The organism is Nonomuraea sp. NPDC049152, from assembly GCF_040648355.1.
Taxonomy (GTDB): domain Bacteria; phylum Actinomycetota; class Actinomycetes; order Streptosporangiales; family Streptosporangiaceae; genus Nonomuraea.
The window spans coordinates 40,832-61,792 of the sequence record NZ_JBEZDO010000015.1; the positions used below are offsets into that span (position 1 = coordinate 40,832).

The window sequence follows — 20,961 nt, forward strand, 5'->3', positions numbered from 1 at the left end:
GGCCTGAGACATGACAACCACCACGAAGGTCATCAACGCCGCGGACGTCACGCCCAACCGCCACCGCGGAGGCGAGATCCGGGTGACGCTGAGCCAGAAGACCTGCGGCGCCACGTCGGGGTTCGGCGGCTCCGTGCTGCTGCAGCCCGGGGAATACGTGAGCGAGCACTATCACCCGTACTCGGAGGAGTTCATCCACGTCATCCGGGGCGAGCTCGAGCTGAAGGTGGAGGGCGAGCCGATCGCCCTCGGCCCGGACGACTCGTTCCTGGTGCCCATCGGGCAACCCCACCGCCTGGCCAACGTGGGCGACTCGACGGCGCACGTCGTGTTCCACCTCTCGCCGCTGGCGCCGCGACCCGACCTCGGCCACGTCGACACGGAACCCCTTCCGTCAGCAGGAGAGCCGTGATGAGACGTGCCGTCATCACCGGGATGGGGGTTCTCGCCCCCGGTGGCGTCGGGCGGGACGCGTTCTGGAAGCTGCTGGCCGGCGGCCAAAGCGCGACGCGGACTCTGACCATGTCCGACCCCGCTCCGTTCCGGTCGCAGCTCGCCGCCGAGGTCGACTTCGACCCGCGCGCGGCGGGCCTGACCGAGCGTGAGACGCGCCGTATGGACCGCGCCGCCCAGTTCGCCGTCGTGTGCACGCGGGAGGCGCTCACCGACAGTGGTCTGGACCTGTCCGGCGTGGACCCGGCCCGCGTCGGGGTCAGCCTTGGCAGCGCGGTCGGCTGCACGATCTCCCTGGAGGAGGAGTACAGGGTCCTGTCCGACGAGGGCCGCCAGTGGCTCGTCGACCACACCTACGGCGTCCCGCACCTGTACGGGTACATGGTCCCCAGCACGCTGGCCACCGAGGTGGCCTGGCAGGCGGGCGCCGAAGGGCCGGTCCAGCTCGTCTCCACAGGCTGCACGTCCGGCCTGGACGCCGTCGGCATGGGTGCCCGGCTGATCGAGGAGAACTCGGCCGACGTCGTCATCGCCGGCGCGACCGACGCGCCCCTGTCACCCATCACCTACGCGTGCTTCGACGCGATCAAGGCGACCTCAGCCAACAACGACGACCCCGAGCACGCCTCGCGCCCATTCGACGCCCGGCGCGACGGCATCGTCCTCGGCGAGGGCGCCGCGATCCTGGTGCTTGAGGAGGAGAGCAGGGCGCGGGCGCGCGGCGCCCGGATCCAGGCGGAGCTGGTCGGGTACGGCCAGCGCAACAACGCCTTCCACATGACCGGCCTGCGCCCAGACGGCCGGGAGATGGCCGAGGCGATCCGCGTCGCCCTGCGCGAAGCCCGGCTCGACCCAACCGCCGTGGACTACATCAACGCCCATGGGTCGGGCACCAAGCAGAACGACCGGCACGAGACCGCGGCCTTCAAGGACAGCCTCGGCGACCACGCCCGCCGAGTGCCGATCAGCTCGATCAAGTCGATGATCGGCCACTCCCTGGGGGCGATCGGCTCGATCGAGCTGGCGGCCTGCGTACTCGCCCTGGAACACCAGGTGGTGCCACCCACGGCCAATCTGCACGTGCCCGACCCGGAATGCGACCTGGACTATGTCCCGCTGGTCGCCCGCGATCACCGCATGAACGTGATCCTCAACGTGGGTAGCGGGTTCGGCGGATTCCAGACCGCCGTCCTGCTGGCCGCACCTGGAACGGCCCGCCCATGAGCACGCTCGCGATCACCGGCATGGCCGTCGTCGCGCCGACCGGCCAGAGCCTGGACCAGCACTGGTCGTCGGTCCTCACGGGCCGCAGCGGGATCCGTCCCATCAGCCGCTTCGATCCGGCCTCCTACCCCGTCCGCGTCGCCGGTCAGGTGGAGGACTACGTGGCGAGGGGCACCATGCCCTCCCGGTTCGTGAGGGAGACCGACCGCTTCACCCAGATGGGGCTGAGCGCGGCCCAGGCCGCGCTCCAGGACGCCGCGCTCGACCCGGCCGAGCTCCCCGAGTACGCGGTGGCCGTGGTCACGGCGAGCTCGTCGGGCGGCACGGAGTTCGGCCAGAAGGAGATGGAGCGGCTCTACCAGCACGGCCCCTCGTGGGTCAGCCCCTACCAGTCCATCGCCTGGTTCTACGCGGCGACCTCCGGGCAGATCTCGATCCGCCACGGCACCAAGGGGCCGGCCGGGGTGCTCTGCGCCGAGCAGGCAGGCGGCCTGGACGCCGTCGCGCTCGCGCGGCGCCTGGTCAGAGACGAGGTGAAGGCCGCCATCGTCGGCGGCACCGACGCCTCCCTGTGCCCTTACGGGCTGACGGCCCAGCTCACCTCGGGCCGCCTGTCCACTGTGAACGAACCGGAGCATGCCTACCGCCCGTTCGACGCCTCCGCGGCCGGCTACGTGCCAGGAGAGGGCGGCGCCATGCTGATCGTGGAGCCCGCTGCCGAAGCCAGGCGGCGGGGGGCGCGGATCCACGGCACCGTGCTCGGTCACGCCGCGGGCTTCGACCCGGCGCCGTGGACCGGCCGCCCGTCGGCGCTGCGGCGGACCATGGAGCGGGCGCTCGACGACGCCGGGATCGGGCCGCGAGATGTGGACGTCGTGTTCGCGGACGGGATGGCCGTCCCCGCGGACGACGCCGACGAGGCCAGGGCCATCGGCGAGGTGTTCGGCGGCGGCGGAGTCCCGGTGACCGTCCCGAAGGCGCTCACCGGACGGCTCCACGCCGGGGGCGGCGGGCTCGACCTGGTCACGGCCGTGCTCGCCATACGCCACGGCTGCGTGCCCCACACGGCGGCGACCACCACGGTTCCCGATTCCTACGATCTCGACCTCGTGCTGAACGAGCCGCGCCCGCGCGCGGTCAGGCACGCGGTGGTCCTGGCCCGCGGGCACGGCGGCTTCGTCTCGGCCGTCGTGCTCGGCGCATGACCCTTCACCGATTCGACGAGGAGAGAGCGACATCATGTCAGAGCCCGTAACCGGCGTCTTCACCCTCGAAGACCTGCGGTCGATGTTGCGCGTCGACGACGCCGACGAACTGACCGAGAGCAACGCCGATGAGGAGTTCGAGTCCCTCGGCTACGACTCGCTTGCCAAGTACGAGCTGGTCTCCCAGCTGGTGCGCCAGCACGGCATCCGGATCTCGGACAAGACGATGGAGCACCTGCGCACGCCGCGGCAGGCCGTCGACTACGTCAACGCCCTCATGGCCACCTCCCCCGACAACGCAGTGAGGTCCTGAAATGTCAGCACACACCGACAATGCCATCACGATCGCCGCCCCCATGGACCTCGTGTGGGACATGACCAACGACATCGAGTCGTGGCCGAAGCTGTTCAGCGAGTACAGCGCGGCGGAGATCCTGCACCGAACCGACACCACCGTGCGGTTCCGGCTCTCCATGCACCCCGACGAGAACGGGGTCGTGTGGAGCTGGGTGTCGGACCGGACCGCCGACCCCGAAACCAGGACCGTGCGCTCGCAGCGGGTCGAGCTCGGGCCGTTCAAGTACATGTTCCTGTTCTGGGAGTACCTGCAGACCGACGAGGGAGTCCTGCTGCGCTGGGTGCAGGACTTCGAGCTGAGGCCGGAGATGCAGGTAGACGACGCGGGCATGGCCGACCGGGTCAACGCCAACTCAGCCGTGCAGCTGAAGCTGATCAAGGAAGCCATCGAAGCGGAGGCGCGCGGCTGAGCGCGCCCCGACGCTCCTGACCGACCTCGAGGAGTCTTGCTCATGGCCATAGCGAAGGATGCCGGTGACTGGGAGCTGTGCCAGGAATGCGCCGCGCTCGTCTACCGGCCGCGGCTGCTGCGATCGCGCCGCGTCTGCCCCGAGTGCGGGCACCACCAGCGGCTCGCCGCCGGGGAACGGATCGACACCATCGCCGACCCCGGCTCCTTCACCCCCGCGCCGCAGGTCAGCGGTGGCGACCCGCTGGGCTTCGCGGACTCGCGGCCCTACCCCGAGCGGCTCGCCGAGGCGCGCAGCCGTACCGGACTGCAGGACGCCATCCTGTACGGCGGAGCCACCATCGGCGGCCGGCGGGTCGTGGTGGCGGCGATGGACTTCGCCTTCTTGGGCGGCAGCATGGGCTCGGCCATCGGCGAGACGGTCACCCGCGCCTGCGAGATGGCGCTGCGCGAGCGGGTCCCGCTGATCCTGGCCACCACCTCCGGCGGGGCCCGCATGCAGGAGGGCGCGGTCTCCCTCATGCAGATGGCCAAGACTGCCCAGGCCATGCGCGCGCTGCGTGAGGCCGGTCTGCTCAGCGTCTGCGTGCTCACCGATCCCACCTTCGGCGGGGTCACCGCCTCCTTCGCGACCCTCGGCGACGTCCTGGTGGCCGAACGCGGGGCACGCATCGGCTTCGCCGGGCCCCGCGTAATCGCCGCCGCCACTGGGGAGGAGCTGCCGCCGGGCTTCCAGACGGCCGAGTACCTCAAGAGCCGCGGCCTGCTCGACCGGGTCGAGGCGAGGGACGGCCTGCGCCCGCTGCTGGCCAGGCTGCTGGGGGTGACCTCGGCCCGGGATGCGGGCCAGGTCACCGCGTGGGAGCGGCCACTGGAAGAACTGCAGGAGGTGCCGGGGGGACCGCAGGAGGCGCCGACGCCGTACGAGACGCTGCGCCTGGTCCGCGACACCCGCCGCCCCACCGCCCTGGACTACATCTGGCAGATCTGCACGGACTTCGTCGAACTCCACGGCGACCGGCTGGAGGGCGACGACCCGGCCATCGTCGGCGGCCCAGCGCTCCTCGACGGCCGCTCCGTCATGATCATCGCGCACCAGAAAGGGCACAGCACCGACGAGCTGGTCGCCAGGAACTTCGGGCTGGCCCATCCGAAGGGCTACCGCAAGGCGCTGCGACTGATGCGGCTGGCGGGCAGGCTCGGCCTGCCGGTGGTCACGCTCGTGGACACGCAGGGCGCGGCTCCCGGGATCCGCGCCGAGGACCGCGGGCAGTCCTGGGCGATCGCGGAGTGCCTGGCCGGCATGTCGGAACTGCCGGTGCCGGTGGTCTCGGTCCTGATCAGCGAGGGTGGCAGCGGAGGAGCGCTGGCGCTGGCGGTGGCCAACCAGGTGCTCATGCTCCGGCACGCGGTCTACTCGGTGATCAGCCCGGAGAGCTGCTCCACCATCCTGTTCGGCGACCCGTCCCACGGCCCGCGTATGGCCGAGGCGCTCCGGATCACCGCACCGGACCTGCTCCGCCTAGGCATCGTCGACAGCATCGTGCCCGAGCCGCCCGGCGGTGCCCAGACCGCCCCGGCCGCCGCGGCCGAACACCTCAAGGCCGGTATACGGCGAGCCCTGCGCGAGCTCGCCGGGCTGAGCGGCGACGAGCTTCGCAAACATCGCTACGAACGCTTCCGGGTGCTGGGGATGATCGCCGATGACTGAGCATACCGACGAGCGGCACACGGTCCTCCGCCTGCTGCGCGAAGAAGCCGGCAACATCGTCAAGACCGTGCCGGGTCCGCTGGCCAGCCTCTCGCTGCGGGTGGGCGAGTGGGCGCTGGACATCTCGTGGGCGCACGGGACCGCACCCGCTGCCCCGCTGCCGCCGGTGATGGCGACGGAGGAGGAAACGGAAGCGGACGATACCGGTCTGCACGAGATCACCGCCCCGCTGGTCGGCACCTTCTACGTGGCGCCGGAGCCGGGCGCCCCGCCGTACATCCAGGTCGGGGAGCACGTGCGGGCGGGACAGACCGTCGGCATCGTCGAGGCGATGAAGCTGATGAATCCGGTCAAGAGCGACCTGGCGGGCGAGGTGGTCGAGGTCGTGACCGGCGACGCGACGCCCGTGGAGTATGGCCAGGCGCTGGTGCGGATCAGGGCGGAGGAGCCGTGAGCTTCAGCAAGATCCTCATCGCCAACCGGGGTGAGATCGCCCTCCGCATCGCACGGACCTGCCGCGAGCTGGGCATCGAGACGGTCGCCGTCTATTCGACGGCCGACCGCGACGCCCGCTTCGTGGCCTACGCCGACGAGGCGGTGCATATCGGGCCCGCCCCGGCCAAGCGCAGCTACCGCTACCCGCCCGCGATCATCGAGGCCGCCCTGCGCGCCGGCGCCGAAGCCATCCACCCGGGCTACGGGTTCCTCTCGGAGGACGCGGACTTCGCGCGGATCTGCACCGACCACGGGCTCGTCTTCATCGGGCCCAGCCCGGAGGTGATGGAGTGCGTGGGCGACAAGGCACGGGTCCGCGCCCTGCTCGCCGCGGCCGGGCTGCCGATCCTGCCGGGCAGCGACGGTCCCGTGGCGACGCCGGCCGAGGCCGAGGAGGTGGCCGAGCGGATCGGCTACCCCGTCATCGTCAAGGCCGCCGCCGGTGGTGGCGGCCGTGGCATCGAGCCCGCAGGCGATCGCGCCGAGCTGCGCGAGGTCTACCGGCGCACGACCGCCCTGGCCCGCCAGGTTTTCGGCAACGGCGAGGTCTACCTGGAACGCCTGGTCCAGGCCCCGCGCCACGTCGAGGTCCAGTTCCTGGCTGACACGCACGGCACCGTTCTGCACCTGGGCGACCGCGACTGCTCGCTGCAGCGCCGCAACCAGAAGCTGGTGGAGGAGGCGCCCTCACCACTCCTGCCGGACCGGGTTCGCGAGCGGCTCGGCGAGTACGCCGTGGTCGGGGCGCGCCGTGTCGGCTACACCGGGGCGGGGACCATGGAATTCCTGCTCGACGCCGCGGGCGAGATCACCTTCATGGAGATCAACGCGCGCATCCAGGTGGAGCACCCGGTCACCGAACTGCTGACCGGCGTCGACCTGGTGCGGGAGCAGATCCGCGTCGCGGCCGGTGAACCCCTGGGCATCACCCAGGACCAGGTCGCGCTGACCGGCACCGCCATCGAGTGCCGGGTCAACGCCGAGGACCCATCGGCGGGCTTCCGCCCCACGCCCGGCCGCCTGACCTCGTACCACCCACCGGGCGGTCCGGGGGTGCGGGTCGACTCCGGGTTCGGCCAGGGCGACGTGATCCCGCCGGACTACGACTCGCTGCTGGCCAAGGTGATCGTGTGGGCGCCGACGCGCGAGCAGGCGATCGTCCGTGCCGACCGGGCGCTGGCCGAGTTCGCCGTCGAGGGGCCCGGCGTGGCCACGACGATCCCGTTGCTGCGGCGGCTGCTGGCCCAGCCGGATTTCGTGGCGGCCAGGCACTCCACTGCCTTCGTCGACGCGTTAACAAACGAATTCAACCCTATGGAGAAAACCAGTGAACGTCCTGCAGACCATTAAGGGAATTCTCGTCTCCGAGCTTCTCGTCGACATCCCGGCGGAGCGGATGCAGCCCGATGACAGCCTGCGCGATGTCTACGGCCTCGACTCGCTCGGCTACGTCGAGCTGCGGGTCTGCATTGAGCAGACCTTCGGGATCACCATCGACGATGACGATTTCTCCCCCGAGCACTTCGCCACGCTCGGCGGGATCCAGGCGCTGGTGGAGCATCTCCAAAAAGACGAGGAAATGGTCAGCTGACCTTCCGTGGAGAAAGAAAGGATCGCCCCCATGCAACTCCAGACGGCGTCACCGCAGGCGGATCAGTCCTCGGCCGACCGTACGCTCGGCTTCACCGACATGAAGAAGTGGCTGCGCCACCGTCACCCGATGATCTACATCGACCGGGTCACCGACCATGAGCCCGGGGTGTTCCTCAGGAGCCTGCTGTCCGTCTCCGGCAACCTCGACGCGATCGCGGGACACTTCCCCGAGCGTGCGATCTACCCCGGCAGTCATCTCATGCAGGCTTTCGCCCAGTCGGGCATCATCCTCTACCTGCTGAGCACCAGGCCGCTGGCCGAGGATGAGCTTACCCTCATCGGCTCTGTCACCGCCCGCTTCACCAAGCCGGTCGTCCCCGGCGACCAGGTCGTCTTCGATGTCCGGGCTGATCGGCTGCGTGGCGACACGTTCTTCTTCTCGTGTCGCGCGTCCGTCGGCAGCGCGACGGTCGCCGCCTTCAAGGGGATGCTCACCCGGACAACGGTCGCCGCGATGGGCCGGCAGTTGTGGTGAACGCGCCCGTGGTCGTCGTCACCGGGATGGCGTGGACCACGCCGCTCGGGGACGGGCTCGACGAGGTGTGGCGCCAGCTGTGTGCGGGCGCCACCGGCGTCGTCCCGGTCAGCTCGCCGCACCGGCTCCGCACGTCGCTTGCCGGGGAGGTGCCGTTCCCGCCGTATGTGTCCTTGGCTCCGGAAGAACGGCAGATCGCCCTTGCTGTCCGCACGCTGGCCGAGGCCTTCGCTGAGGCTGGAGTCGCGGTGGACGATCCCTCGGTGACGCTTGTGCTCGGCACCAGTTTCGGAGGGCAGCTCGACGCGGAGGACGAGCCCGAACGGCACTGGACCCAGGAGGTCGCGCGCCGGCTCGGGCATCCGGGTACCCCGCTGTGTGTGACGACTGCCTGCTCTGCGGGAGCGGACAGCCTGCTCGTCTCGGAGGCGCTGCTCCGAAGTGGCCGGGCCGGGATCTGCGTGGCGGGTGGAGCCGACGTGCTGAGCGAGGTCAAGCGCCTGGGGCATTCGGCGCTCGGCACGATGAGCCGGACCGGGCTGCGTGCCTTCGACGCCGGTCATGACGGGATGGTGCTCGGTGAAGGTGCAGGGTTCCTGGTCCTGGAGCTGGAGGAGACGGCTCGAGCCCGGGGCGCTCGCATCCTCGCCCGCCTGGACGGCGTGGGCTCCGCCAACGACGCCACCGGCCTGACCGCTCCCGATCCTACCGGTGACAGCGTGGTCGCCGCGGTGCGCAGATGCCCGGGCGGCACCGGAGACGTCGCCGTGGTGTGCGCCCACGGGACGGGCACCCCTGTCAACGACGAGGTGGAGGCGACCAGCCTGCACGAGCTCTTCGCCGGATCCGAGAGCGATCCGGTCGTCTTCGGCACGAAGGGCGCCCTGGGCCACAGCCTGGGCGCCACCGGCGCGATCGAGGCGATCGCCACCATCCTGGCGCTGCGGCACCGGGCGACGCCGCCGCTCGCGGGGCTGGACTCGCCGATGCCCGGCTTCACGCTGCGGCTGGCGGACGGCACGGCGCAGGAGTTGCACGGCGGGGCGGGGCTCAGTCTGACGCTGGGGTTCGGCGGGTTCAACACCTGTGTGCGGTTCTCGCACGGGGAGGGCACGGCGGGAACGGAGAGCAGGCCCGAAGAGCGGAGGGCCGTAGAAGAGATCACCTGGCCTGGTCCTCCGGCCGTCGCCGGTCATGGTGCAGTCACAGTCGAGGATCCCACCACCCGCTCTACCAACCGCCCTTCCCTCTACGCCGACCCGGTGGCCTGGCTGGCCGCCGCAGCGGTCGATGCCGCCCTGGGCGAGAGCGGCTGCGGGGAGGACGTGCTCGCCGCCCGGAACGACGTGGCGGTGATCGTGCTCACCGGCACCCACCCCCTGCCGACCTCCAGGGCGCTCGCAGCTCAGGCGACCACCCGCGGCCAGGTCTCGCCACTGCGCTTCGCCGGCGCCAACCCGGGCATCCTGGCCGGGCTCACCTGCATCCAATGGGGGCTGCGCGGACCGTCGCTGGTCCTCGCGGCGGCCGACGACGGCACCGTCGACACAGCTCTGACGGTCGCGGAGTCGTGGCTCAGCTCCGGCCAAGCCCGCTACGTGATCGCGGTGCGACACCAGGCGCACCCTGAGGGACACACCGCCCGGTGCGCCGTGCTGCAGGCCGCCACGGAGCCGGGCACCAATCCCCGCGCCCTCCTGACCGCCCCGATCGCCTCTCTCCCCACGACGGCATGAAGGGAATGTCTCTGATGTCCACCACAGACCACGGACCGCCGCTGGGCGCGAGACCGGTCGCCGACTTCCTGGCCAGGTCGGCCGACCTGGCCGCCCGGACATCCCCGGAAGGGATCGACGGCACCCTGGACGACCTCGCGAAGCTCGGCCTCGAACCCGGTGACGCGGTCATCATCGCGCTGTCCAACTCCATGCGGACGGTGCGCACGTATCTGGCCGCCCTGCTGCTCGGCTTCGTCCCGATCGCCATCGCCCCCAGGACTCCGCCTGCCCGGACAAGACGGCTCGCGGCCACGCTGGGAGCGCGGGCCCTGCTGGCCGCCAGACCGGATCCGGAGAGGTACGGCGCAGCCGCCAGCCATGCCGTCGGCAAGGTTGAGGCGGTGCTGCTCGACGGCGACACACCGGTCGCCCAGGGCGGGCGAGCGCGACCCGAGGCCGGCACCGCCCCGCCGTACCGCGCCGGACAGGTGCTCATGTCCACCTCCGGCACCTCCGGAGCCTTCAGCGCCTGCCTGCACCGCGTCGACGCCCTGTTGCGCAACGCCCGCCGCCACGCCGCGGCGGTCGGCATGACAGCCGACGACACCGTGCTGGTCAACCTGCCGCTGTACTACTCGTACGCGATGGTCGCCCAGGTGCTGGCCGCCTATGTCACAGGCGCTCGGATCGTCGTCACCGGCCCGCCCTTCACCCCGGCCGGCTACGAATCGGCCATCGCGGCCCACGGCGTGACCCACTCCTCCATCACCCCGGAACTCGCCCGCAGACTCCTGTCCCACGGTACCCTGCCGTCACCGGGTCCCCGGGTCATGACCATCGGCGGGGACCAGATCCACCCGGCCCAGGTAGCCCGGCTGCTGGCGGCCAGGCCAGACGGCGAGCTGTACCTCACCTACGGCCTCACCGAGGCGGGCCCGCGCGTCCTGACCCTCGCCGCCCACGCCGAACCGGCCCACCGGCACGCCTCCGTCGGCCTGCCCCTGCCGGGGGTACGGACGTCCCTACGCCCGGAGACCGGCGAACTCCTGGTGGAGTCCGACACCGCGCTGGAGAGGAAGATCGGTGGCTCGGCGGCCGCGCGCACCCTGATCGCCCCCGGCCGGATCGCCACCGGCGACGTCTTCACCATCGACGAGGACGGCTACCACTACTTCTGCGGCCGGCTGTCGGACTTCGCGATCATCCGCGGTGAGAAGGTCTCGCTCAGCGGCCTGCGGCAGACGGTCAACGCCATCGCCGGAGTCGTGCGCTGCGTACCGCGGCTGGCCGAAGGCGCGGGCGGCGAGAGCGCCCTCGACCTGGAGATCACGGTCGCCGACACACGACCGGACACGGAAGCGAGGCTCCGGTCGGAACTCAACTCCCTGCTCCTGCCCGCCGAACGCCCTCGAGCCATCCAGATCGCCACCGCCAACCCTGAGGACTTCCACAAATGACACTGCTCTTCTGCGTGCCCTACGCCGGCGGCTCAGCCCGGGTCTACCGCGGCTGGCAGGAGTGGTTCGCCAACGATGCCGAGGTCGTCCCGCTGGAGCTCGCAGGCCGCGGCACCCGCTCCGCTGAGCCGGTCGCGCCTTCGGTGCGCGCGGCCGCCATGGATCTCGCTCGCCGCGTGCCGGAGAGAGCGGCGGGCCGGCCGTACATCCTGTTCGGGCACAGCATGGGCAGCCTCATCGCCTACGAAATGGCCGCGATCATTGAGGATTCGGCGAGCGACGGGCCGTGCCTGGTGGTCGTCTCCGGGCGCAACCCGCCGCAGACGAGGGCGAACTGGGGGATGACGCTTTGGAGCTGACCGACCTGGAGCTGTTCGAGGCGCTCCAGGCCGTGGGTGGCGTGCCGGCCGGGCTCAGCCCGTCGATCGCTGTCACGCTCTTCGTGCCGCTGATCCGTGCCGACCTGCGCAACACCGTCTCCTACGACTCTGGCTCACCACCGCGCCGGATCTCCGCTCCGTTGCTGGTGGCCCAGGGACGGGAGGACCCGCTCGTAGGGCCGGACGCGGGTGCGGGCTGGGCGCACTGCACGCAGCGGGAGTGCACGGTCGTCCGCCACGACGGGCATCACTTCTCGATCTTCGAACGCGTTGGGCAGCTCGCCGAAACGCTGAGGCCGTTCCTGGCGCGGGGGCGGGGGTACCCTAGCGGGTGGAGTTCACCACCAAACCGCGCCAAGTGATAGTCGGACCTGTTCCATACCGCGACCTCGCCGATCGGCCGACTCGTTCCGAGGTCGACCTGCCACCAGGGCTGGGGCTCAAGGCCGGTGTGCGTGACCGAGCCGGCGGCGAGGTCACCGCTGATGTTCCCGTCCACGGCGCGTGCGGCGATCGGGTTGATGGGGTGCGCGTAGGTGCTGGACTGGGTCGCGCTCTTCCCGACGGCCAGGTTCGCGGACACGATCCGGTAGCTCGCGCCCGCCTCGGTGAGGAACGTGACGGTACCGTCAGCCTCACGCGAGTGGTCGACCGCGTTGCCGTCGGCGCCGGTCACCCGGACATCGCCGGGGAAGCTCAGCCGTGCGGGACCGCCCCTGTCGGAGGCGAGGCGGATCTCGGTCAGGGCGCCCTGCTGCCAGGTCGCGCCGACCGTGAACGCGCCCCGGGCGCGCAGCCCGTCGAACGAGCCCTGTTCCGACCACGCGCCGGGAAGGGCGGGCAGCACGTCGATCACGCCGGTGTGGCTCTGCAGGAGCATCTCCGCGACTGCGGCCGTGGAGCCGAGGTTGGCGTCGATCTGGAACGTGCCGGAGGGGAAGACCTTGTCCCACAGGTTGGGCATGGTGTTCTGCAGCAACTGGGTGCGGTACTGGGCGAACGCCTGGTTGCCGTCGCGCAGCCGGGCCCAGAACGCCGCTTTCCAGGCGTTGGCCCAGCCCGTCGCCTCCCCATTGCCACGAGCGATCAGACTGGTCCGCGCGGCCTGGACCAGAGCCGGATCGCCGCCGATCTGCCGTCCCGGGTAGAACGCGAACAGATGTGAGACGTGCCGGTGGGTGTCCGTAGGACTGTCCAGGTCCTGCTTCCACTCCTGGAGCTGCCCGAACCGGCCGACGCGCAGCCCCGGGTCGAGTTTGGCCAGTGCCGCGGCCACCTCGGGCTCGTCGGTCCCCAGCACCTTGGCGGCCTCCAGGACATTGGTGAACAGGTCCCAGACAATCTGCTGGGACATCGCGGCGCCCGCGGTGAACGGCCCGTGCTCGGGGGAGTAGCTCGGGGAGGCGACGAGCTTGCCGTCGGCGTCCTGGACCAGGTAGTCGAGCCAGAACTGCGCGGTCTCCTTGAGTAGGGGATAGTGCGCCTGCCGACAATTGCGTCCGCCCAGCTCACGGCCATGTGCGCCCTGCTTGGCGTGCGCGAGCTCCGGCCCTCAGCAGAGGGAGACGCATGCGGAATGATGATCGACCGTGCTCCTTCGCCTGGCCTATCTCGCCGTCACGAACGCCTTTGCCGCGCTGCGGTTGCTGCCGATGGGCGATCGGGACAAGGACGTCGAGATACTTGCCCTGCGCCATCAGATCACCGTGCTTGAACGGCAACTCGGTGCTGATGCCAGGGTGAGGTTCGCGCTCGAGGATCGGGCTTTCCTGGCCGCGCTGCTGACATCGCTGCCGCGTGAGGTCCTGCGCCGGGTACGGCTGCTCGTCCGGCCGGATACCGTCTTGCGCTGGCACCGCGATCTGATGAAACGGCGTCACGCCCGTAGCTGCCGGTCGAACGGGCGAGGTCGCCCGCCCACGGTCCGTTCCATCCGCGTCCTCATCCTGCGACTGGTTCGAGAGAACCCGGCGTGGGGATATCGGCGGGTACATGGTGAGCTCACCACGCTCGGCATCAAGATCGCACCGTCCACGGTCTGGGAGATCCTCAAGCAGGAAGGGCTTGATCCGGCTCCTGCGCGGGCGTTCATCACGTGGGCCGACTTTCTGCGCTCGCAAGCCGAGGCTCTTCTGGCCTGCGACTTCATCGAGACTATTACTTTGAACGGCCAGCGTCAGTACATCCTGGCGGTCATCGAGCACACGAGCAGGCGCGTGCGCGTGCTGGGTACCACCGCGCATCCGAACGCGAGCTGGGTCATCCAGGCGGTCAAGAATCTGGTGATGGATCTGGAGGATGCGGGCTGCCGGGCGCGCTACCTGATCCGTGACCGGGATGCCAAGTTCCCGGCCCTCGTGGACGAGATCCTGTCCGAGGCCGGCGTCCAGGCCGTGCTCACTGGTATCCGGATGCCGCGCATGAACGCGGTCATGGAGCGGTGGGTGCAGTCGTGCCGCCGCGAGCTCCTGGACCGCTGCCTGATCTGGAACGAACGTCACCTGCGGCACGCCCTGTCCGAGTACGAGCGGTTCTATAACGAGCACCGAGCCCACCAGGCCCGGGCTCAAGCGGCACCACTGCGTACCGTCCCGGATCCGATCTTCGATCCGAAGCGAATCGATGACCTGAACATACATCGGCGAGATCGGCTCGGCGGGGTTCTCCACGAGTACTCACATGCCGCTTGACCTGCGTGGACGGAGTTTTCGGCAGGCGCAATGTGTCCGACCAGTTTCTGTGGCTGGCCTATCTGGCGGGGTTGCCGCCGGTCCGGCTGCATGATCTCCGGCATGGGGCGGCGTCGTTGATGCTGGCCGCGGGTGTGGAGATCAAGGTGGTGCAGGAGACGCTGGGACACACCTCGAGCGCTTTCACCGCAGACACCTACACCTCGGTCTTCCCGCAGGTGGCGATGGCGGCGGCGGAGAAGACCGCGGCGCTGTTGCTCGGTGACAACGAAGGCCAAGGCGTTCTGCGGCAGCTTCGCGTGTAATCAGAGGGAGAGGCTTGGCCGGGGAGAGGACGGCTTCGTTCCGCTGGGATCGCGGCGGAACGGAGCCGTTCGTCATGTGACGCAAGCGACGAGCGCGGCGATCGACAGCATGATGATCATGGTGTGTACAGGGTTGGTACGGGCGAGCACGGTAGGAGCACGGATGGGCCAGAACTATGTTCCGGCCAGGTGTGCAAATGCATGTTTCCGCAGGTCAGCGCCATGATCAAAGCGCGCCCTGCAGGATTCGAACCTGCGACCGTCGGATTAGAAGTCCGGTGCTCTATCCAGCTGAGCTAAGGGCGCTCCCGCATAATTGTGCATGATCCTGGGAGTGCGTACGTACTCGATTCTCGTGTCACGCACACTCTTCCCCGCGGAGCGCCCGCTACAGGCAGTTCCGGTAGTCGGTCCTGCTGTTGTTGTACGAGCAGGAGTCGATCAGCCGGCCGGTCGGGTTGCGGAGGTAGGCGATGTCCTTGTCGTTGTTCCAGACGTAGGCGCCACGCCCCCAGTGGGACGTGGACGGGTGTCGCTGCCCTGGCCGGTGCGGAGGGTGAGTTTCTTGCCCGGGCCCAGCACGGCGTCCGGCCCGAAGGTGTACGTGTAGCCGGTCTTGTCCTTGATGGTCCAGTGTTCCAGGTCGATCGGCTTGCGGGTGGTGTTGAGGATCGTGACGTACTCGCCGTTCAGGGACGCGTTGCTGCGGCGGTCGACGCCGGGGGAGTCGTAGTAGACCTTGGCGATCTGTACGGCGGGGGCGGTGGACGAGGGGGCGAACGCGGTGGCGGTTAAGGCGGCGACCAGGGCCAGGGGGATGGGCATGGGTGATTCTTCTGCGATATGGGATGGGGGCGGGATCGGTGGGATGGGCGGGGCGGCGGGTGTCTGCAGAGTGAGACGACTGGCTCCGCACGAGGGTTCACGCGGCGTGGTCGTTGACTCACGTTGTGAACATCATCTGACAGGGTGATTGTCCGAAAACCCCAGGCGAGGGGCGTGCGAATACGGCTAAGGTGTCGTGGCATGGTCGCGACGGTCCTGCACGAGATTCCGCTGCAGGGCGGGGACGTGACGGACGGGGTGGTGCGAATCGGCGACACGGTGCGCAGGCCCACCTGTCGGTCCAGCCCCGCCGTGCATGCTCTGCTCCGCCATCTGGAGGCGGTGGGGTTCGAGGGCGCACCGCGTCTGGTGGGCGTGGACGCCGCCGGTCGCGAGATCATCACCTTCGTTCCCGGTACGGCGGGACTGACCGTCGACACCGTCACCGACCAGGCGCTGGAGCGGCTGGCGCGGTTGCTGCGCGGCTTCCATGACGCGACGGTGGGGTTCCCGCTGGCCGGGCATCGCTGGGAGGGCGGGTCGAACGACGACGCGGTTCCCGAGGTGATCGGGCACTGCGATCTGACCCCGGACAACGCGATCTTCAGGGACGGCAGGCCCGTCGCGCTCATCGACTTCGATCTCGCGCGGCCGACGACGAGGCTGTTCGACGTGGTCACGACGTTGCGGCACTGGGCACCGATCGCCGACCCTGTCGACAGGCATCCGTTGCTGCGCCACGCCGATGTGGGCGCGCGGGTGCGGCTGTTCTGTGACGCGTACGGCCTGCCGTCCCGCGAACGCCGCCGCCTGATCCCGCTGGCGAGGCTGCGGTTCGGGCGGTCGTACGAGGTGATGAGGGCTCGCGCGGCCGAGGGCGGCGGCTGGGCGAGGATGTGGGCGGACGGCGCGGGCGAGCGCATCCGGCGGGCCGCGGCATGGCTCGACACCCACGAAGATGAGGTTCATGCACATCTCGTCTAGGTCCGCGGGGATCGCGCTGGGGGTTCTCGTGGACGCCGCCGTGGGGGATCCGCGGCGTGGTCATCCTGTCGCGCTGTTCGGGCGGGCCGCCGCGGCGCTGGAGAAGCGGCTGTACGGCGATGCCAGGCCCAACGGGGTGGCGCATGTCGCGATCTGCGTGGGCGCTTCGGCGGGACTCGGGCTCATCGCGCGATGGGCGGGTGTCACGGTCTCCCGAACCGCGAATGCCGGTGTGGTCCCGAGGAACGCGGTCTCTTGGAGCGAACTCGTAGTTGCCGGTGTCGTCGCGAGGAGCGTGGACGCTGGAGTCTTCCGCCGGAACGCGCAGGGCTACCGGGCGGCTCTGGGGTGGGCTCTGGAGACCGGGTTGACGGCGGCGGCGACCTGGGCCGTGCTGGGTGGCACCACGCTCGCCCGCGAAGGCGTCCACATGGCCGAGGCCCTGGAGGCCGACGACCTCGCGGCGGCCAGGGACCGCCTCCCGCACCTGTGCGGCAGGGATCCCAGCGCGCTGGAAGCCCCCGAGCTGGCCAGGGCCACGGTCGAGTCCCTGGCCGAGAACACCTCGGACGCCGTCGTCGCCCCCCTCTTCTGGGGCGCCGTCGCGGGCGTTCCCGGTCTGCTCGCCTACCGCGCCGTCAACACCCTCGACGCCATGGTCGGCCATCGCTCCCCGAGGTACGAGAACTTCGGCTGGGCCTCCGCCAGGCTCGACGACGTGGCCAACTACGTGCCCGCCAGGATCACCGGGCTGCTCGCCGTACTCGCCGCTCCTGACAGGCGGCGCGCCCTGCGGGTGCTGCGCAGGGACGGTCACCGGCATCCCAGCCCCAACGCGGGCAGGTGCGAGGCCGCGTTCGCCGGCGCGCTGGACGTGACGCTGGGCGGCACCAACGTGTACGGCTCCCGCGTCGAGCACCGCCCCGAGATGGGGGAGGGCCCCAAGCCGGAGGTTCGCGACATCCGCCGCGCGGTCAGGCTCACCAGGATCGTGAGCCTGACCGCCGCCGCTATCGCCGTGCTTGTTCCAGCACTCTGGCCGCGTCGCGCTCGAAGAAGCCACGCGCCAGGAGCGTGATCACGCCGCCGATGACCATGGGCGGGATGAGCGCGTACATGCCGGCGGTCAGCGAGCCGCTGCTGTCGGAGACGCGGCCGACGATCAGCGAGCCGAACGCGCCGCCGAACGTCGTCAGCAGCTGCAGGACGGCGAAGCCGAGCCCCCGGGCGTGGGCGCCGACGACGTCGGCCAGGGAGGCCGTCATGTTCGGGATCGCGATCGACATGAGCGTGCTGGCCAGCAGCGTCAGCACGCTCAGCCACAGCAGGGAGTCCATGGCCAGCGCGCCGGCCAGGACCACCGAGCCGGCGGTGATGCCGCCGCCACCTGCCAGCAGGCGGCCGCCCTTGATCGTGCCGTGCCACGTCGAGCCCAGCCGCGAGCCGATCAGCGTGCCGAGCACGGGTCCGGTGACCGTGATGAGGCCGCTGATCGAGCCGGCGACGCCGGTGCCCACGCCGAAGCCGCGGACCATGAGCGTCGGCATCCAGTAGAAGATGCCCGCCAGGCCGAGCGTGAGCAGCGCGAGTCCGACGCAGACGATCACCAGGGTGGGGATGCGCAGCACCTCGGCGAACCGCCCCGCCCGCCTGTCGGCGACCAGGCCTGAGCCGCCCGAGGCGACCACGTCGGGACTGCCCGCGGCGACCGTGACTGAGCTGCCCGTGACGACCGCGTCGGAGCTGTCCGCGACCGTGCCGGAGCCGCCCGCGACGACTTGGTCCAGGTGTCCGCGGGCCGGTTCGCGCAGCCGCCGGCACAGGTAGGCGGTGATCAGCCCCGGGACGACCATGACGAGGAACGCGGTCCGCCAGCCGTACGCCTGGGCGAGCACGCCGCCGATCAGCGTGCCGATGCCGCCGAGGTAGGTGGTGACCCTGGTCAGGCCGTACGCCTTGGCCCTGGTGACGGGCGGGTAGTAGTCGGCGGTCAGGGATCCGGCGGCGGGGTTGTCGATGTTCTCGGCGGCGGCGAGGAAGACGCGCATCGCGTAGAACATGGCGAAGCCCGCCGCCAGACCCGAGCCGAGCGTGGCCACCGCCCAGAGCGTCACGACGACCGCCAGGATCCTCGTCCTGTTCACGCGGTCGGCGAGGTAGCCGGCGGGGATGGCGACGATGGCGGCGGCCAGCGCCGACGCGGTCGGGATCGAGCCCGCCGCGGTGTCGCTGAAGCCCCACTCGGCCTGCACATGGGGGAGCACGCCTGACAGGAGGTTGTTCTCGACGCGGTCGACCAGGCCGACGACGAACAGGACGACCAAGGGGGTCCAGCCGTACGGCGCGCGGGTTTGCGCGGTGGTCCCTGTGGGAGGAAGCGTGCCGACCATGCTCACGCCCTTTCCAGAATTCAATTCTAGGAGTTTGTTCTAGACAGAGTGGCAGAAGTCACACCATGTGCCAAGAGCGCGGCCCGCTACGGTTGCCGGGTGAAGGGTGCGTTGCTGGTCGCGGGGACCACGTCGGATGCGGGCAAGAGCGTGGTGACGGCGGGCATCTGCCGCTGGCTGGCCAGGCAGGGGGTGCGCGTCGCGCCGTACAAGGCGCAGAACATGTCGCTCAACTCCTTCGTCACCGCCGACGGCGCGGAGATCGGCCGGGCGCAGGCCATGCAGGCGCAGGCCGCGGGCCTGGAGCCGGTCGCGGACATGAACCCGATCCTGCTCAAGCCGGGCAGCGACCGCCGCAGCCAGGTCGTGCTCATGGGCAGGCCGCTGACCGACGTCGACGCGATGGAGTACGGCGCACTCAAGGACTTCCTGAGGGAACGAGCGCTGGAGTCGTTCGAGCGACTGCGCGAGGCCTACGACGTGGTGATCTGCGAGGGCGCGGGCAGCCCCGCCGAGATCAACCTCAGGCGCGGCGACATCGCCAACATGGGCCTGGCCAGGGCGGCGAACCTGCCGGTCGTCGTGGTGGGCGACATCGACAGGGGCGGCGTGTTCGCCGCCTTCTACGGCACCGTGGCGCTGCTGTCGCCCGAGGACCAGGCCCTCATCTCGGGGTTCGTGGTCAACAAGTTCAGGGGCGCGGTCGAGCTGCTCCAGCCGGGGCTCGACACGCTGCGCGCACTCACGGGCCGCGAGGTGTACGGCGTGCTGCCGTGGCTCGACGGGCTGTGGCTCGACGTCGAGGACTCCCTCGCGCTCGACAGCCGTCCGACGGTCACCGGGCTGCCCCACGGCAGGCAGACGCTCCGCGTGGCCGTGGTGAAGCTGCCGCGGGTCTCGAACTTCACCGACCTCGACGCGCTGGCGAGCGAGCCGGGGGTGCTGGTCAGGTTCGTCACCACCCCCGCCGAGCTCGACGACGCCGACCTCGTCGTCCTGCCCGGCTCGAAGGCGACCGTCTCCGACCTGGCGTGGCTGCGCTCGACCGGGCTGGCCGACGCGCTGACGGCCAGACGGCTGCCGATCCTGGGCATCTGCGGCGGCTACCAGATGCTCGCCCGCGAGATCGTGGACGAGGTGGAGTCGAAGGCGGGGCGGGTGGAAGGGCTCGGGCTGCTGCCGGTGCGAGTGCGGTTCGCCGAGGAGAAGCGGCTGGCCAGGCCCACGGGACACGCGTACGGCCATGCGGTGTCGGCCTACGAGATCCACCACGGCGTCGCCACGGTCGAGGGCGGCGAGCGGTTCCTCGACGGCTGCACGGCGGGGGCGGTGTGGGGGACGACCTGGCACGGCGCGCTGGAGAACGACGACTTCAGGCGGGCGTTCCTGGCGGAGGTGGCGGCGCGGGCGGGCCGCGACTTCGTGCCCGCGCCAGGCGTGTCGTTCGCGCGGCTGAGGGAGGAGCGGCTCGACGCGCTGGGGGACCTGGTCGAGCGGAACCTCGACACGGACGCGCTGCTCAGGCTGATCGAGAAGGGCGCCCCCTCGGTGCCGTTCCTCCCGCCGGGCGCGTGACGCCCCGCGGGACGGGTTGACGGTCCGGGGGACGGGTTGACGGTCCGCGAGACGGGGTGCAGATCCGGGAGACGGGTGATGACCCGCGAGACGGGGTGGCGAAACCGTGGGTGGCGAGCGGCGCGGGATGCGGCGAGCCGCAGGAAGGCTCAGTGGGCGGAGATCACGGTCTTGAGCGCGACGAGGGCCAGGCCGAGGACGAGGTTGGCGATCCCGGAGACGACGACCACCCGCGTGGAGGCGTGGATCCTGACCGCTGCCGCGACGGCCCAGACGACCTGGCCGGCCACCGCCACGCACAACGCCGCCCAGGCCGCGACCGTGTTGGACAGGCCCAGCCCGGCGGCGAGGGCGGCGGCTATGGCCGGAGGGAACGACGCCTGCGCCAGCGGCCACTCGTGCCTGGCGACCCCCCGCAGGTTCGCCCAGGTCAGGGGCTTGACGGGGTATCCGCGGCTCACGATCTGGGCGTAGACGTGGGTGATCCAGAACACCACGCCCGTGCAGATCAGGAGCACCATGAGCTCTCCGGCGACGGGCGGCCCGCCCTCCGCGGTGGAGCCGACGACGACGGAGGCCGCCAGCAGCGAGCCGTACACGGCGCCCGCGAATTCCACCTGCTCAGGGGCCGCACCCGTTTCACGTGCGTTCATGA

Annotated in this window: 23 protein-coding genes and 1 tRNA gene; 19 read left to right on the plus strand and 5 right to left on the minus strand. The window is 70.5% G+C overall.

Annotated elements, in window-relative coordinates:
- The first annotated feature begins 10 nt into the window (after positions 1–10).
- The 14 genes from AB0B45_RS26090 to AB0B45_RS26155 are packed head-to-tail and all read left to right on the plus strand — an operon-like array spanning position 11 to position 11,899.
- A complete protein-coding gene (locus AB0B45_RS26090) occupies positions 11–412 on the plus strand; it encodes a cupin domain-containing protein (RefSeq protein ID WP_358135260.1) in 402 nt (133 codons plus the stop codon).
- Complete coding sequence (locus AB0B45_RS26095; protein ID WP_358135263.1) at positions 409–1,677, plus strand: beta-ketoacyl-[acyl-carrier-protein] synthase family protein; 1,269 nt, start codon at positions 409–411, stop codon at positions 1,675–1,677. The genes AB0B45_RS26090 and AB0B45_RS26095 overlap by 4 nt, the downstream gene beginning before the upstream one ends.
- On the plus strand, positions 1,674–2,882 hold the full coding sequence (locus tag AB0B45_RS26100) for a ketosynthase chain-length factor (protein WP_358135265.1): 1,209 nt from the start codon (positions 1,674–1,676) through the stop codon (positions 2,880–2,882). The genes AB0B45_RS26095 and AB0B45_RS26100 overlap by 4 nt, the downstream gene beginning before the upstream one ends.
- Before the next feature lie 34 nt (positions 2,883–2,916).
- On the plus strand, positions 2,917–3,195 hold the full coding sequence (locus AB0B45_RS26105) for an acyl carrier protein (protein WP_358135268.1): 279 nt from the start codon (positions 2,917–2,919) through the stop codon (positions 3,193–3,195).
- A gap of 1 nt (position 3,196) precedes the next feature.
- A complete protein-coding gene (locus AB0B45_RS26110; RefSeq protein WP_358135270.1) occupies positions 3,197–3,649 on the plus strand; it encodes an SRPBCC family protein in 453 nt (150 codons plus the stop codon).
- A gap of 42 nt (positions 3,650–3,691) precedes the next feature.
- Positions 3,692–5,359, plus strand: coding sequence for an acetyl-CoA carboxylase carboxyltransferase subunit alpha (locus AB0B45_RS26115; RefSeq protein ID WP_358135273.1), 1,668 nt, complete (start codon positions 3,692–3,694; stop codon positions 5,357–5,359).
- The gene (locus AB0B45_RS26120) at positions 5,352–5,813 is read left to right on the plus strand and encodes a biotin/lipoyl-containing protein (RefSeq protein ID WP_358135276.1); all 462 of its coding nucleotides are present in this window, start codon (positions 5,352–5,354) and stop codon (positions 5,811–5,813) included. Before AB0B45_RS26115 ends, AB0B45_RS26120 begins: the two co-directional genes overlap by 8 nt.
- Positions 5,810–7,204, plus strand: coding sequence for an acetyl-CoA carboxylase biotin carboxylase subunit (locus AB0B45_RS26125; protein WP_358135279.1), 1,395 nt, complete (start codon positions 5,810–5,812; stop codon positions 7,202–7,204). Before AB0B45_RS26120 ends, AB0B45_RS26125 begins: the two co-directional genes overlap by 4 nt.
- Complete coding sequence (locus AB0B45_RS26130; RefSeq protein WP_358135282.1) at positions 7,182–7,445, plus strand: acyl carrier protein; 264 nt, start codon at positions 7,182–7,184, stop codon at positions 7,443–7,445. The genes AB0B45_RS26125 and AB0B45_RS26130 overlap by 23 nt, the downstream gene beginning before the upstream one ends.
- Before the next feature lie 30 nt (positions 7,446–7,475).
- Positions 7,476–7,982, plus strand: coding sequence for a hypothetical protein (locus AB0B45_RS26135; protein ID WP_358135285.1), 507 nt, complete (start codon positions 7,476–7,478; stop codon positions 7,980–7,982).
- Complete coding sequence (locus tag AB0B45_RS26140; RefSeq protein WP_358135288.1) at positions 7,979–9,718, plus strand: beta-ketoacyl-[acyl-carrier-protein] synthase family protein; 1,740 nt, start codon at positions 7,979–7,981, stop codon at positions 9,716–9,718. The genes AB0B45_RS26135 and AB0B45_RS26140 overlap by 4 nt, the downstream gene beginning before the upstream one ends.
- Positions 9,719–9,732: 14 nt before the next feature.
- Positions 9,733–11,157, plus strand: coding sequence for a class I adenylate-forming enzyme family protein (locus AB0B45_RS26145; RefSeq protein WP_358135290.1), 1,425 nt, complete (start codon positions 9,733–9,735; stop codon positions 11,155–11,157).
- Positions 11,154–11,516, plus strand: coding sequence for an alpha/beta fold hydrolase (locus tag AB0B45_RS26150; protein ID WP_358135293.1), 363 nt, complete (start codon positions 11,154–11,156; stop codon positions 11,514–11,516). The genes AB0B45_RS26145 and AB0B45_RS26150 overlap by 4 nt, the downstream gene beginning before the upstream one ends.
- Positions 11,517–11,557: 41 nt before the next feature.
- On the plus strand, positions 11,558–11,899 hold the full coding sequence (locus AB0B45_RS26155) for a thioesterase domain-containing protein (protein WP_358135739.1): 342 nt from the start codon (positions 11,558–11,560) through the stop codon (positions 11,897–11,899).
- Here the strand turns inward: AB0B45_RS26155 and AB0B45_RS26160 are convergent.
- Positions 11,785–12,891, minus strand: coding sequence for a glycoside hydrolase family 95-like protein (locus AB0B45_RS26160; protein ID WP_358135296.1), 1,107 nt, complete (start codon positions 12,889–12,891; stop codon positions 11,785–11,787). The two genes, AB0B45_RS26155 and AB0B45_RS26160, sit on opposite strands and share 115 nt — an antisense overlap.
- 235 nt (positions 12,892–13,126) lie before the next feature.
- On the opposite strand from AB0B45_RS26160, the gene AB0B45_RS26165 reads away from it, so the two are divergent.
- Positions 13,127–14,227, plus strand: a complete 1,101-nt coding sequence (locus tag AB0B45_RS26165) for an integrase core domain-containing protein (protein ID WP_358135299.1) — start codon at positions 13,127–13,129, stop codon at positions 14,225–14,227.
- A gap of 32 nt (positions 14,228–14,259) precedes the next feature.
- Positions 14,260–14,532, plus strand: a complete 273-nt coding sequence (locus tag AB0B45_RS26170; protein ID WP_358135302.1) for a tyrosine-type recombinase/integrase — start codon at positions 14,260–14,262, stop codon at positions 14,530–14,532.
- Between the two features lie 232 nt (positions 14,533–14,764).
- Here the strand turns inward: AB0B45_RS26170 and AB0B45_RS26175 are convergent.
- Together AB0B45_RS26175 and AB0B45_RS26180 are read right to left on the minus strand one after the other, a co-directional pair.
- Positions 14,765–14,838, minus strand: a tRNA-Arg gene (locus AB0B45_RS26175).
- Between the two features lie 135 nt (positions 14,839–14,973).
- A complete protein-coding gene (locus AB0B45_RS26180) occupies positions 14,974–15,357 on the minus strand; it encodes a lamin tail domain-containing protein (protein WP_358135305.1) in 384 nt (127 codons plus the stop codon).
- A 201-nt stretch (positions 15,358–15,558) separates the two neighbouring features.
- Between AB0B45_RS26180 and AB0B45_RS26185 the strand changes: the two genes are divergently transcribed.
- The gene (locus tag AB0B45_RS26185; RefSeq protein ID WP_358135308.1) at positions 15,559–16,341 is read left to right on the plus strand and encodes a phosphotransferase; all 783 of its coding nucleotides are present in this window, start codon (positions 15,559–15,561) and stop codon (positions 16,339–16,341) included.
- Positions 16,325–17,419 (plus strand): cobalamin biosynthesis protein, encoded by a 1,095-nt coding sequence (locus tag AB0B45_RS26190; protein ID WP_358135311.1) that lies wholly within the window; start codon positions 16,325–16,327, stop codon positions 17,417–17,419. Before AB0B45_RS26185 ends, AB0B45_RS26190 begins: the two co-directional genes overlap by 17 nt.
- Here the strand turns inward: AB0B45_RS26190 and AB0B45_RS26195 are convergent.
- Complete coding sequence (locus AB0B45_RS26195; RefSeq protein ID WP_358135313.1) at positions 17,352–18,755, minus strand: MFS transporter; 1,404 nt, start codon at positions 18,753–18,755, stop codon at positions 17,352–17,354. The genes AB0B45_RS26190 and AB0B45_RS26195 overlap by 68 nt on opposite strands.
- A 75-nt stretch (positions 18,756–18,830) precedes the next feature.
- Here AB0B45_RS26195 and AB0B45_RS26200 point away from each other — a divergent pair, with 75 nt between their 5' ends.
- Positions 18,831–20,306, plus strand: a complete 1,476-nt coding sequence (locus tag AB0B45_RS26200; protein ID WP_358135316.1) for a cobyric acid synthase — start codon at positions 18,831–18,833, stop codon at positions 20,304–20,306.
- A gap of 149 nt (positions 20,307–20,455) precedes the next feature.
- On the opposite strand, the gene AB0B45_RS26205 is transcribed toward AB0B45_RS26200, so the two are convergent.
- The gene (locus AB0B45_RS26205; protein WP_358135318.1) at positions 20,456–20,959 is read right to left on the minus strand and encodes a hypothetical protein; all 504 of its coding nucleotides are present in this window, start codon (positions 20,957–20,959) and stop codon (positions 20,456–20,458) included.
- Positions 20,960–20,961: the final 2 nt, after the last annotated feature.